Here is a 13170-nt window from a genome sequence, read left to right on the forward strand (position 1 = left end):
TTCCACCAAGCCCGCGATTCTGGACGCTGCGTCTATCCTTCGTCGTCAACTCCAAATGCCGTGAAAAATTCGCATAAAAAAGCTTCCGACCGCTCTGACGGCGATCGGAAGCTTAATCCTGCATCAACTTTTCGGGATTTCGGATTCTTGAATCAATTCGATCTTTTCCGCTTTGACGCTGATTTGATCGACTCGCGGCAGTGCCAAGCCTTGATTGTTGAACACCTGATCGTTGTAATCGACTTTGAAGCGACTTGTTTTGGACGTCGTCTGATCGTCGAACACGATCTGGGTCCGGCTGGCGTCTTCCGTAGAGTTGCCGACAACCGCATTGACGGTCAGATTGCCTTTGGCGAAAAAACCACCTTGCAAATCGAAGTTGGAACCGACGCCGTATAATTCAGCGGTTGAATCGGTATAGAAAAATCCGCGTAGCGTCTGAGCGACGCTAGCTTGGCTGAACGCGTCGACCCGGTTCAACAAGATCGGGCCTTTGGAGATCAACACGATTTCTTTGACGACGCCGGACTTCACGGCTCCGGTGATGGTAGCGTCTTGAATTTTGGTATTGCCGAGCGTCAACAACGTCGAATCGACGTTGATTTTGCCGGCCAGATTGACGGCTCCGGTGACAAGAACGCTACTGTCTATATTGAGCGGCGTGTTATCGAGCGTATTGTTCACGGTCAGATTACCGTTGATGATGAGCCAAGAAGAAGCGCTTTTGGTTGTTTGAATCAATCCTTTGAGCCAATCGCCGTCCACGTTCAGATCGCCATTAAACACGACGGTTCCTTCCATATTCGTAAGTGCTTTAGTCAGATCGTTTAACGCTGTTTGATAGTTCGGTAGATCGATTGTGATATATTTCGTATAGGCTTTTTCATAAGCATCCAGTTCCAGCTTATATTGATCCTGGATCACTTTATCCGCGGACGCCGGATCGATCGGTTTGGTCGGTTCGATCGGCTTTTCCGGCATTTTAAGCGCCTTCGTATATTTGCTTAATGTTTCACTATAGTTATAAGAGCCAATACTGCCAGAAGTATTCAAATCGCTCAAGCTCAGTATTGGTTGATTGACTGAATCGCGTGCCTCAAGAATTTTATCGAGGAACGACTGGTCGACGTTCACTTTCACGAACTGTTCATTTTTGCGGATTCTTACTTGACTCAGATCAATACCAAGTGCTTTTTTTACATTTGCGATCGTCAGTTCTCCGCTTAATGCTTCGTTGTTAGTTCCCTGATTGACGGGGTGCGATTCATATACATTTTCTGAGATTTCAAAATCATTCAACGATTGCACGAAAGCTAACGGCTGTGAACCGTCACCGCGTTTAAGCATGGTAGGGAATAGCGTTTTTTGAGCCGTTTTTTCTTCCCTATTATACTTTTTACCCTTATAAGTATATTCAGCCATATTACTGACTTGAAGCTTACCTCCCGCATAAATATTGCCTTTGATCGTCGGGGAACCATTCAGGATCAGATCGTTTTCGGAACCGAACGCGTAATTCAGGAAGTCCGGGTATAGGCTGACTTTCACATCCTGCTTCAGCGTGCGCTTCACGCCGTTGATTTCGCTTTGCGCGATCAACGTCACGGTGTACGAAGCGTTCTTTTTCAAGATGCTCGCGCTGTCCGCGAAATCGGCGGTGGATTTTGCCGAGATCAGACGTGTCGACGCCAAATCCAGTTCCGTTTTCACCGCCTGGTTCGTGGTCGAACCGGCGACTTGCAAAGCAGGGATAGCGCTCAACACGCCTTGCAATGTCGAATCCAGCGCATCGGCTTTCAGCGTTTTTCCATCCAACTTGTTTGCAATGTACGCGACCGATTCGTCCAGCGTTTTTTGCGTGAGCTGCAAGCTTTGAACATCGTTTTCTCTGGTCAGCGTACGTCTTGCTCCGCCTACGGCGGCGCTCAACACGGCCACGCCGAGCAGCGTCAGAATCAGCATCATGAACATGACCATGACGAGGGCGGAGCCTTTTTCTTCGCGGAAACGTCTCATTCGAGCCTGTTCCCCTTTCCGTTGGTTTTTCGGTTAAAAGCCAAAGCGGCTTTCCAACTGAAGCTGCGATTGCCCGGTACCCGAGCCAAGCGTCAGCACCAGATTGATATTGATCAGCCCGGTCGTGTAATAATCGAATCCTCCGGCTTTCTCGCCTTCAAGGGTGATCGAAGACAAAGCGGGCACAATGCTGCCGTTGGTAATGCGTGTCGCCTGGTAAGGATCGGCCGGCGGGGTAGTCGAATTCAGGATTTCGGCTTTTTGAATTTCCAATTGTCCGGCGGAATTAATCACGACTCTCACGCTATCGGCGGTGGATTGATTGCCTAACTCGTCCACATGGAACATCTCGAACCCTTTGCCGTCCGCCGACGCATAGACCCGATCCGGCGCGAACGCGTACAGCTCCGTGATAATCGAGGACATCAGCACGTCGCTTTCTTCGCGCAGGCGGTTCTCGATCGAGACCTGATTATAACTGCGGAAGCCGAAAAAGATCGTGGTCGAAATGACGCCGAGAATGATGCCCATCAGCGACAGCACGGCGAGCAGCTCGATCAGCGTCACGCCTTCTTCGCGTTTCAGTGCTTTAACGAATCGAATTCGCATTGACATATCCCTCCACGGTTACGGCGTCGGCTCCCGGTCCCGCGTTTCCTGCTGATGCGGGAGTCACGGTAGCGCTGATCGGCAGCAAAAGCGTCCCGCCGTCCGCGACCGAACGGTTAAGGTCTTTTTGATATTCGATCACGACCCTATACTGGATGCCGTTCACGGTGGGTTGAAGCACCGCCATCGTTGGCTGCAAATTTCCGTTCACGAAAATATCTCGGAACGCGCAGGCTCCCGTAGTCGCGTTGGTGCAGCTTCCGAACGTCTCCGGCGTAATGCCAACGCGCTGCGCGCTAAGTGCGTTTCCAGTTTTGACGACCGTGGCGCTGCCCGAATCAAAGTAAGCTTCAAGCCGCTTGAAATCTTGCTTCTGCATATACACCAACGCATTGCGGGCCAGATTGGACATGATCGTCTTGTTCTGGTTCGTTTTGGCGAATGTGAGCGCGTTGCCGAAATAAGCCGTAAAAGCCAAAGCGACAATGGAAACGATCAACATCGCCGCCAATACTTCAATCAAAGTAAATCCTTCTTCTTTTTTCAGCCGGTTCAGCAAAAAGATCTCCTCCTTCCGGCGCGCCTGGGAAACTGGACGAACTCGTATTCCAAAAGGCGGCATTCGCTTATATATCGGTCTTTTTTCCTCCTTTCATTATAGATTTCGCAAGAGGGAGAGGCAACGATTATTTAGGTCTTTCGGCCCTGATTTTAATGACTCGCGGGAATCGCATGAATCGAAATAAAGATGGTATGATAGACAAGTACATTAAAGCGTTTACTTTAAATCGCGACTTTGGCGCAATGTTTTTGCCGCGCCGCCCGAGCCGCATACTTAACCGAAGGAGGCAATTCATCATGGCTTTACTGTCCTGCAACTTTTATTCCGAATCGCTGGGTCTCAGCACGTCGATGAACGTCATTTTGCCGCAACAGACCCGTTCGCAGATCGGCCTGGAAAACGTCAAACGTCCGGGGCCGCACAAAACGCTGTACCTGCTGCACGGTTTGTCGGACGACGACACGATCTGGGTGCGCCGCACGTCGATCGAACGTTACGCCGCCGCTTACGGAATCGCGATCGTTATGCCGCAGGTGCACCGGAGCTTTTACACGGATATGGCTTACGGGGAAAAATATTGGGAGTTTATTAGCGAAGAGTTGCCGGAGTTGGCACGTTCCTTTTTCCCATTGTCCGCCAAACGCGAAGATAACTTCGCCGCAGGACTGTCGATGGGCGGATACGGAGCGTTCAAGTTGGCTTTGCGCAGACCGGATCTGTTCGCGGCAGGCGCCAGCCTATCTGGAGCACTGGACATCGCTTCGATGACCGAAAATCCCGATAACCCTCGCTCGGGTCTCCTGCAAACCGTTTTCGGCGACGGGCAGGTACGCGGCAGCGAAAACGATCTGTTGTTCCTGCTTGACCGCGTATCCCAATCCGGCAGCCCAAAACCGAAGCTCTACCAATGCTGCGGCACTGAAGACTTTCTGTACGAAGACAACCAAACCTTCAAAAAAGCCGCCGAAGCCAGCACCCTCGATTTTACCTACGAAGAAGGCCCTGGCGAACACGAATGGGGCTATTGGGACCAAATGATCCAAAACGTGCTACAATGGCTCCCTCTCGACGACACCAAAAAGTAAAAAAGAAAAACGTCATCCTTAAATTGTACTTCTGATCGAACGACGGTATTAAAGTTATACGATCTTCCCCCACCTACACCGCCAGGCGAGAGGATTTCGATAGAAGCGACTTTTGGCGTTCCGTAGGAAAACAACCCGAAGCGCCTATTGAAATCCTGTCTCCCAACGCCAAAAGCCACGCCTCTATCAAACGAGACCTGGCTTCTTTAACCTGTATCCATATATGCTCACTACCTGGAATTCGATGAATTCGTTCGGCTGGCTGGCAGAGACGTCTCATCCGAGCGACCCAGTACTTTGACCGCATCAAATCTAAGGTTTACATTCATCGGAAACACGCACGGTTCAAGCGGATTTTCGAGGAGCGTAACCTAACCTCTTAAGCGGTCATGGTACCAGTACTCTGTATCCTCTCAAATAGTAGGTTTACGTTTATCGGGTACAGAGTACAGTTCGTTTTCGGCCTGACAAATCTGATTGCGTCCATTTTCCTTCGCGCGGTATAAAGCATCGTCGACGCGTCGGAAAAGCGTTTTGGGCGAACCTGCATGCGACAGGCCATAGCCTAACGAGACCGTCAATTTCAAACGAGTGTCATCTTCCAGTAAAAAAGCATGTTTTTCCACAGACGACCGAATACGCTCCGCAATACTTACGACCTCTTGCTCCTCGCACGGTTCGATCACGATCGCAAACTCTTCGCCGCCATTGCGAGCCGCATATCCGTCGACAGGAGCACAAGCAGCCAAAATATTGCCCAGTTGCCTGAGCACAAGATCTCCGGCAGGATGCCCATAGGTGTCGTTGACCCGTTTGAAATGATCAATATCGAGCAGGATCAGCCCGAATTCCTCTCCATGTTGCTGAGCACGTTTCACGTGTCGATCATAAGCGAGATAAAAAGCTCTCGGATTATGCAGACCTGTCAAAAAATCGCGATGCGCGGCATCTTCCATAAACGCAAACAACTCATTTGAATTTTTGAGGTGGCGCAGCATTAGAAAAGTAAATACGCCTGTTCCGGCTATAATCACGGAATAGACAGGTACGATATTCACGAAGTCCGGTCCGATCATGATAAACAAACTGACAAGCAACACCGAAAACTGGACAGCAAAAGCGGCGGCCCATTGGGGAGGCTGCAACTGTCCTTTTTTCAGCACCAAAATAACGAGCAAAAACGTAACGATCGCGTTCGCGGCACCAACGTACGAAGATAACCCGAAGTGTCCGAAGAAAAAAAAGCGGAATGCCGCGATCATCAGACTTGCCCCCAGACCGCCCGGAATTCCTGCCACATAAACCCCGATAATGATCGCCGTTTGACGAAGGTCGATCACTGAATTGTCTCCGATCGGGAACGAAAACTCCATCATCACGATGCCTACGACACCCAAAGCAATCCCTGTAACCCAGGGAAGCCATCTTTTTGAATTTACAGCCAGCGAGGATTTGCGAAAGCGGTTAAAAAAAACGTTACCGAAAAACAACAAGGTCGCCAAGATCGTAAAGTTGATAAATAATTCTTTGAACATGATTAAAATTACGCCTCGCAGTCTGCAACAATGCGAATTAAGCAGCCACAAATCAGTTAGCCGCTTTTTCTACATTTTACCCGATTCCAGAGTTTCTGCAAAGAAGCTTTATTAGTTTCAAAATAAAGGAAAAAGAAAAACCGTCTTCATCGCTACGTTTGCTGTGTTCGAAATTCCTTTTCCGGTAGCCAAGGAATTTTTCGATCAACGTAGCGAAAAGACGGTTTTTCGGTAAACCATTTAATGCTTACAGTCGGGTACTCAACCACTCCGTCGTGCGCTCAAGTGTTGTGGCCGCACGTTCGATCGCCGCTTCGACCTGAGGCTTGGCGGTACCGCCGTAGACGTTGCGGGCGTTAACCACGTTCTCCGGCTGGAGCACGTCGTAGATCTTGTCGTCGAACAGATCGGAGAAGGTCTTGAATTCTTCGAGCGTCAGATCCAGCAAATACTTGCCGTTCTCGATACAATACAGCACCGTTTTGCCGATGACTTCGTGCGCGTCGCGGAACGGAAGGCCTTTGCCGACCAGGAAGTCCGCAATATCGGTCGCGTTCGAAAAGTCTTTGTTGACCGCTTCGCGCATACGGCCCGTACGCACCTGCATCGTCGCGATCATGGGAGCGAACAAACGCAGCGCGCCGTCGAGCGTCGCTACCGTATCGAACATGCCTTCTTTGTCTTCCTGCATGTCTTTGTTGTACGCGAGCGGCAGTGATTTCAGCACGGTCAGCAAGCCCATGAGGTTGCCGTAGACGCGTCCGGTTTTGCCGCGCACCAGCTCGGCAACGTCCGGATTCTTTTTCTGCGGCATGATGCTGCTGCCCGTGCAGAAAGCGTCATCCAGCTCGACGAAGCCGAACTCCGTACTGCTCCACAGCACCAATTCTTCGCAAAGGCGGGACATGTGCATCATCAGGATCGACGCGCCGGACAGGAACTCCAGAATGAAGTCGCGGTCGCTGACCGCGTCCAGGCTGTTCTCGTACACGCCGTCGAAGCCAAGCTGCTCGGCCACGAAATGGCGGTCGATCGGGAACGTCGTGCCCGCGAGCGCGCCCGCGCCCAGCGGCAGCACGTTGATGCGTTTATAGCTGTCCATCAGGCGCTCCGCGTCGCGTTGGAACATGGAGACGTAAGCGAGCAGATGGTGGGCGAACAGGATCGGCTGCGCCCGTTGCAAATGCGTGTAGCCTGGGATGATCGTGTCGGTGTGCTGCTTGGCTTGGTCGATTAAAGCTTGCTGCACCGCTTGCACCAGACCCGTCAGCTCGACAACGCGGCTGCGCAGGTACAAGTGCATGTCGGTCGCGACCTGGTCGTTCCGGCTGCGTCCGGTATGCAGCTTGCCGCCGACCGGGCCGACTTCCTGGATCAGATGCTTTTCGATATTCATATGAATGTCTTCGTCGGAAACGGAGAATTCCACTTCGCCGGCTTCGATCTTGTGCAGGACCTTGATCAGGCCTTCCGCGATCGTGTCGGCGTCTTTTTGCGGGATGATGCCGCATTTGCCCAGCATGGCGACATGCGCCAAGCTGCCTTGAATGTCTTCCTCGGCCAGTGTTTTATCGAAGTTAATGGAAGCCGTGTACTCCTCGACCAGACGATCCGTCGGCTTGGTGAAGCGGCCTCCCCACAGTTTATTCATCAAAGTTCCTTCCCCCTCCCAAACCCTCCCCGAGGGAGGGCCCCAAAGGGCGACTGCCCTCTGGACACCTGTAAAGGGCAGAGATTGCGGTCGGCTTTGGGCGGGAGGTTTGGCTTTATTTTAGTGGCGGTGCTGGCGGTACGTGCCGCCGCGCTTGCCCTGCCTTCGGCGGGCCGCGGCTGACTGCGGCGCGGGAGCGTGTTGCGGGCAGCGGTTTGCTGCCTTGTGCGACGCATGGGTGAGACTTAGACCAGGGCCGGAAGCGGAGCGCTGCGCGGCTCCTGTCCGGCCAAGGGCAGGGTCGAAGGCGGGCCGCTTCGCGTGGCCCTGTTCGACCGGAAGACCCGGGGCTGGATGCAGGCGGCTACGCCAGCCTTGTCCAGCCAAGACCCGGAGCCGGAGGCGGAACACTTCGTTGTTCCTGTCCGGCTAAGACCCGGGGCTGGAGGCGGAGCGCTGCGCGGCTCCTGTCCAGCCAGGTTCCCGTTCGGGGAACCTTTTCTTCTGGCTGCGCAAGGTCAAGATCAAGAGCTTGTCCGGCTTCTGCTACAAGCCGGACGCCTTTAACTTCCCCTATAAAAAAAGGCGAATAGCGTGGGTGGAGGGGGAGTTTCAGTGAAGAAGCGTCAGCGTTCGCCTTTGCAATTGGGAAGCCTCCTTCTAGTCTAATCCAGCTTCCCAATTGCAACACGCGATCGGAACGAAACTCCCCCGGAACCCACTCTTTTTCCACCGAAAAAACTACTTACTTTGCTCTACGCCTTTTCCCACCTTCAATCTCAAAGCGTTGAGGCTGATAAACCCTGTCGCATCGTTCTGGTCGTAAGCCTGGCTCGGGTCGGCTTCCATCGTGGCGATGTCCGGGTTGTACAGGCTGACCGGGCTTTTGACGCCGGCGCCGATGACGTTGCCTTTGTACAGTTTCACGCGCACCGTGCCGCTCACGTTTTTCTGGCTTTCCGTCACCAGCGCTTGCAGCGCCAGACGCTCCGGCGCGAACCAGAAACCGTTGTAGACGAGCGTGCTGTAACGGGTCAGCAGCGAATCGCGCAGGTTCATGACTTCGCGGTCCATGGTCAGGGATTCCATTTTGCGGTGAGCGGTGAACAGGATCGTGCCGCCCGGAGTCTCGTACACGCCGCGGCTTTTCATGCCGACAAAACGGTTCTCGACCATGTCCACGCGGCCGATGCCGTGTTTGCCGCCGAGTTCGTTCAGTTTATCCATGACTTGCAGCGGGCTCAGCTTTTCGCCGTTCAGCGCGACCACGTTGCCTTTTTCGAATTGTATTTCCAGCATTTCCGGCTCGTTCGGCGCGTCTTCCGGATCTACGCTGAGCAGGAACATTTCTTTGTTTTCAGGCGCGCTTGCATCGAACCACGGATCTTCCAGCACGCCGCTTTCGTAGCTGATATGCAGCAGGTTGCGGTCGGTGGAGTAAGGCTTGGCAGCGGATGCGGTAACCGGAATGCCGTGTTTTTCAGCGTAAGCGATCATTTCGGCGCGGCCCGGGAAGGTGTCGCGGAACGTGTCGAGTCTCCAAGGAGCGACGACTTTGATATCGGGAGCGAGAGCCGCGACGCCGAGTTCGAAACGAACCTGGTCGTTGCCTTTGCCTGTCGCGCCGTGGGCGATCATCGTGGCGCCTTCGGCGCGGGCGATTTCGACCATGCGCTTCGCGATCAGCGGACGCGCGATGCTGGTACCGAGCAGGTATTGGCCTTCATAGAGCGCACCGGATTGGAACATCGGGTAAATGAAATCCGCAGCGAATTCGGCTTGCAGATCGTCGATGTATACTTTCGAAGCGCCGGTTGCCAGAGCTTTCTCTTCTAGGCCGTCCAATTCTTCTTTTTGTCCGATATCCGCGGTAAAAGCGATGATCTCCGCGTCATACGTTTCTTTCAGCCATTTCAAAATGATCGAGGTATCCAGTCCACCGGAATACGCGAGTACGATTTTTTCTTTTGCCATAATTCTTCATTCCTCCGCTCTGAACGTTGCCGTTCAATATCTTGTATGATAGTCTTTCCTTTTTCGTCGCAAGAGCGGCGTTCTCCTGCCTATGCAGAAGCGCCGCTCTTTTTTTGTCCGCTAAAAAAACTTACGCCATCAACGTCGCCATGACCGCTTTTTGCGCATGCAGGCGATTTTCCGCTTCGTCGAAGATTACGCTGTTTTTGCCGTCGATCACGCCCGCGCTCACTTCTTCGCCGCGGTGCGCCGGGAGACAATGCAGGAACAGATAATCGCTTTTCGCGTGCTGAACCAGTTCTTCGTTGACTTGATAGTCTTTGAAAGCCAGCTCGCGCACTTTCTGTTCTTCTTCAAAGCCCATGCTCGCCCACACGTCCGTATACACGGCATCGGCGTTCTCGACCGCTTCGCGCGCGTCGCGCACGATCGCGATTTTCGAACCGGTCTGATTCGCGATTTCCTGCGCTTGACGCACGATATCCGTATCCGACTCGTAGCCTTCCGGGCTTGCGATGCTCACGTCCATGCCCATCTTCGCGCCGCCGAGCAGCAGCGAGTGCGCCATGTTGTTACCGTCGCCGATATACGCCAGCTTTTTGCCTCGCAGTGCGCCTTTATGCTCCTGGATCGTTTGCAGATCGGCGAGCACCTGACACGGATGGCCGAGATCGCTCAGCGCGTTGATGACCGGAATATCCGCGTATTTCGCCAGCTCCGTCACGTTTTCGTGGCCGAACGTGCGGATCATGATGCCGTCGAGGTAACGCGACAACACGCCTGCCGTATCCGGGATCGCTTCGCCGCGTCCGAGCTGAATATCGTTTTTGCTGAGGAAAAGAGCATGGCCGCCGAGTTGGAACATGCCGACTTCGAACGATACGCGGGTGCGCGTGGACGATTTTTCGAAAATCATGCCGAGCGTTTTGCCTTCCAGCGGACGGAACGTTTCTCCCGACTTTTGTTTGCGTTTGAGTTCGATTGCCAAGTCCAGCAGGTATTGAATTTCTTCCGTCGTGTAATCGGTCAGTTCGACGAGGTCGCGTCCTTTAAGAGCGATTCCGTGTGCTTGTTGAGTCAGGTCCATGAGGTTACCTCCTTGGGTTCGGTTGTTTTCAAAAAAAGAGCGTTCGCGAGCCGGAAGTCACTGTCCGGTTTGCCGAACGCTCGATCGCCGCCTGAGAAGACTTTTGCTTCATGATAAAAGCTTGAATGTTCAGACGGACGCATTCCTTTTATTTTAGGTCAGGCGCTCGGCGTCGGTACCTTTTCTTCAATCACCGAAGCGACGATCTCGACGGCCTGCTTCACTTCTTCCTCGGTCACGTACAGGTTCGGCAGCAAACGGATCACGTTCGGGCCGGCCGAAACGAACAGCAGACCGCGTTTTTGCCCGGCTGCGACCAGATCGGCTACCGGTTCCGCGCACTCGATACCGATCAGCAAGCCGAGTCCGCGCACTTCCTTCACGAACGGATTACCGTTCAGACGCTCGCGCAGTTGGCCCATCAGCTTGTCGCCGATCTCGGCGGCTCTGGCCGGAAGATTGTCTTCCTGCATCGTCTCGATCGTCGCGATGATCGCGGACGAAGCCAGCGGCGTGCCGCCGAACGTCGTCGCGTGGCTGCCTGCGGTGAACGCTTCTTTCAGATACTCCCGTCCGATCATGGCGCCTGCCGGGAAGCCGGACGCGATGCCTTTGGCCACGGTGAAAATATCCGGTTTGATGCCGTAGCGATGATGCGCGAACCAGGCGCCCGTGCGGCCCATGCCGGTCTGCACTTCGTCGACGATCAGCAAGATCCCTTTGTCGCGGCAAAGCTGCTCGATCTGCTGCGCGTATTCCTGTTCCAACGGATACACGCCGCCTTCGGCCTGCACCATCTCGATCATGACGGCCGCAGTGTGCTCGTTGATCGCGTTTTCGATGGCTTTGATATCGTGCGGAGGCACAGTTACGAATCCGGCCGGAAGCGGCAGGAAACCTTCTTTGACTTTATCCTGTCCGGTCGCGGTGAGCGTCGCCAGCGTACGGCCATGGAACGATTTGCCGAGCGTGATGATCTCGTAGCGTTCTTCGCCTTTCACTTTCTGGAAGTAACGACGAGCCAGCTTGATCGCCGCTTCGTTCGACTCCGCGCCGCTGTTGCAGAAAAATACGGCGTCGGCTTGCGCGACTTCAGCGACTTTTTTGGCGGCTTCTTCCTGTTTCGGCACGACGAACAGATTGGACGTATGCCACAGGGTATCGATCTGTTCTTTGAGCTTCTCGGACACTTTTTTCGGCGCGTGGCCGAGGTTGGTGACGGCGAGACCGCTCATGAAATCGAGGTATTTGTTGCCCTGGTCGTCCCAGAGCCAGCTGCCTTCGCCTTTGACGAGGGCGAGGGGATTTCTGGCGTACGTTTGGAAAAGTGAACTCTCTTCTTGTGGCATGGGTGGGTATGCTCCTTCCTGGGGTGGCGGGGGCTGCGGGGAAAGTTCGTTACGGTCGCTTGTTGTCCTCGGAAAATGGATTAATTGTAATAAGGAAATTTTCCGAGGACAAAGGCGAACGCTAACGCTCCTTCACTGAACTTTCCCCTCCGCTTGGCACGCTTGGTCGTTCACGGGATTTTAGGGCAGGGACACAGAATCGATTTTGGATATCGATTCTCTTTTGGGTAAAGCTCGAAGTAAATTCATGGATGTCGGGATCAAGCGGGAGAAGCCTATTACGTCGAACGGTATTCGGGAGTGTACCGTCGTCGAGTCTGTATCCGGATTACAAAAAAGACGACGATCATAGACTCAGGAAAACGATAAGTCGGACTACGTTTTGTGGCAGAGACAAAAGGTCTTTAAACTTTTCCTTTCAAAACCCAGTCTCAACAGCCCGTTTCCCGAGACTCATCGTCGAATGACCGTTCCGATCGGTTCGCCGGATAAGAGGCGAGGGAGGACGCGGGGTTCGCTGCCGTCTACGATGACGACTTCCCGGACCTCGCCGTGGATACATTTCATGGCGGCGCGGACTTTCGGGATCATGCCGCCGTAGATTTCTCCGCTTGCGATCATGTCTTCGATCTCCGCGAAAGAAACGGTAGGCAAAGGCGTTTTGACGCCGTCGATGGTTTTGAGAATGCCGGGAACGTCGGTGACGACGATCATGCGGGAAGCACCGATAAAGGATGCCACGGCTCCGGCTGCGGTGTCGGCGTTGATATTGTAGCGTTGTCCGTTCTCGTCGACGCCGAGCGGCGCGATAACGGGCATGTAGCCCAGATCGAGAATGCCGTCGACGATACCCGCTTCAACGTAAGTGACGTCGCCGACAAGGCCGACTTCGGATGCGTTCGGCACAGGCTCGGCCTGGATCAGCGAACCGTCCGAACCGGATAGGCCGAGCGCTTTGCCGCCTGCGGATTGGATACGGCGAACGATCAGTTTGTTGATCGTGCCCGCCAGTACCATTTCCACGACGTCCAGCACATCTTCGGTGGTGCGGCGCAGTCCGTTAACGAACTCTGTCGGAATGCCGAGCTTCTCCAGGTTTTCGGAAATCGCCGGGCCGCCGCCGTGTACGATAACGGGCTTGATGCCGCTTTTTTGCAGCTCAGCCAGGTCAGTGAAAAAGGCTTCCGGCAGCGCAGCCAACGTGCTGCCGCCGCATTTCATCACGAACGATGCTTTGGCGTCGCCTGTTTGTGAAGCGGAAGATCCGCCGACTTCGTTTGCGTTTTGAGCCATATCGTTTCT

General features: G+C 53.8%; 11 protein-coding genes. 2 read left to right on the top strand and 9 right to left on the bottom strand.

The genetic code is table 11. The annotated features are described in order from the left end of the window. Positions 1-123: 123 nt before the first annotated feature. From WKI47_RS06805 to WKI47_RS06815, 3 genes are read right to left on the bottom strand one after another with little or no spacing between them, the layout of a single operon-like run. Positions 124-2016: a hypothetical protein gene (locus WKI47_RS06805; protein WP_340226424.1), complete on the bottom strand. Its 1893-nt coding sequence runs from the start codon at positions 2014-2016 to the stop codon at positions 124-126. 33 nt (positions 2017-2049) lie between these two features. Continuing rightward, positions 2050-2625: a type II secretion system protein gene (locus WKI47_RS06810; RefSeq protein ID WP_340226425.1), complete on the bottom strand. Its 576-nt coding sequence runs from the start codon at positions 2623-2625 to the stop codon at positions 2050-2052. After that, on the bottom strand, positions 2606-3184 hold the full coding sequence (locus tag WKI47_RS06815) for a prepilin-type N-terminal cleavage/methylation domain-containing protein (protein ID WP_340226426.1): 579 nt from the start codon (positions 3182-3184) through the stop codon (positions 2606-2608). Before WKI47_RS06815 ends, WKI47_RS06810 begins: the two co-directional genes overlap by 20 nt. Before the next feature lie 299 nt (positions 3185-3483). Between WKI47_RS06815 and WKI47_RS06820 the strand changes: the two genes are divergently transcribed. Then, complete coding sequence (locus WKI47_RS06820; protein ID WP_340226427.1) at positions 3484-4272, top strand: alpha/beta hydrolase family protein; 789 nt, start codon at positions 3484-3486, stop codon at positions 4270-4272. Positions 4273-4685: 413 nt separating this feature from the next. Here WKI47_RS06820 and WKI47_RS06825 read toward each other — a convergent pair whose 3' ends face one another. Next, positions 4686-5807, bottom strand: a complete 1122-nt coding sequence (locus WKI47_RS06825) for a GGDEF domain-containing protein (protein WP_340226428.1) — start codon at positions 5805-5807, stop codon at positions 4686-4688. 247 nt (positions 5808-6054) lie between these two features. Continuing rightward, positions 6055-7458, bottom strand: coding sequence for an argininosuccinate lyase (argH, locus tag WKI47_RS06830; protein WP_340226429.1), 1404 nt, complete (start codon positions 7456-7458; stop codon positions 6055-6057). Between the two features lie 321 nt (positions 7459-7779). Between argH and WKI47_RS06835 the strand changes: the two genes are divergently transcribed. Further along, on the top strand, positions 7780-8025 hold the full coding sequence (locus WKI47_RS06835; protein ID WP_340226430.1) for a hypothetical protein: 246 nt from the start codon (positions 7780-7782) through the stop codon (positions 8023-8025). Positions 8026-8199: 174 nt separating this feature from the next. Here the strand turns inward: WKI47_RS06835 and WKI47_RS06840 are convergent, their stop codons facing one another. The 4 genes from WKI47_RS06840 to argB all read right to left on the bottom strand — a co-directional run bounded on the left by WKI47_RS06840 (position 8200) and on the right by argB (position 13161). Beyond that, on the bottom strand, positions 8200-9432 hold the full coding sequence (locus tag WKI47_RS06840) for an argininosuccinate synthase (protein ID WP_340226431.1): 1233 nt from the start codon (positions 9430-9432) through the stop codon (positions 8200-8202). A 130-nt stretch (positions 9433-9562) separates the two neighbouring features. Continuing rightward, positions 9563-10519 (bottom strand): ornithine carbamoyltransferase, encoded by a 957-nt coding sequence (argF, locus tag WKI47_RS06845; RefSeq protein WP_340226432.1) that lies wholly within the window; start codon positions 10517-10519, stop codon positions 9563-9565. 158 nt (positions 10520-10677) lie between these two features. Next, positions 10678-11868 carry an aspartate aminotransferase family protein gene (locus tag WKI47_RS06850; protein ID WP_340226433.1) on the bottom strand — a complete coding sequence of 397 codons (1191 nt, stop codon included), beginning with the start codon at positions 11866-11868 and terminating at the stop codon, positions 10678-10680. 453 nt (positions 11869-12321) lie between these two features. Beyond that, positions 12322-13161, bottom strand: coding sequence for an acetylglutamate kinase (gene argB / locus WKI47_RS06855; protein WP_425355442.1), 840 nt, complete (start codon positions 13159-13161; stop codon positions 12322-12324). Between the last annotated feature and the right edge of the window lie 9 nt (positions 13162-13170).

The organism is Saccharibacillus sacchari (assembly GCF_037722395.1).
Lineage (GTDB): Bacteria > Bacillota > Bacilli > Paenibacillales > Paenibacillaceae > Saccharibacillus > Saccharibacillus sacchari_A.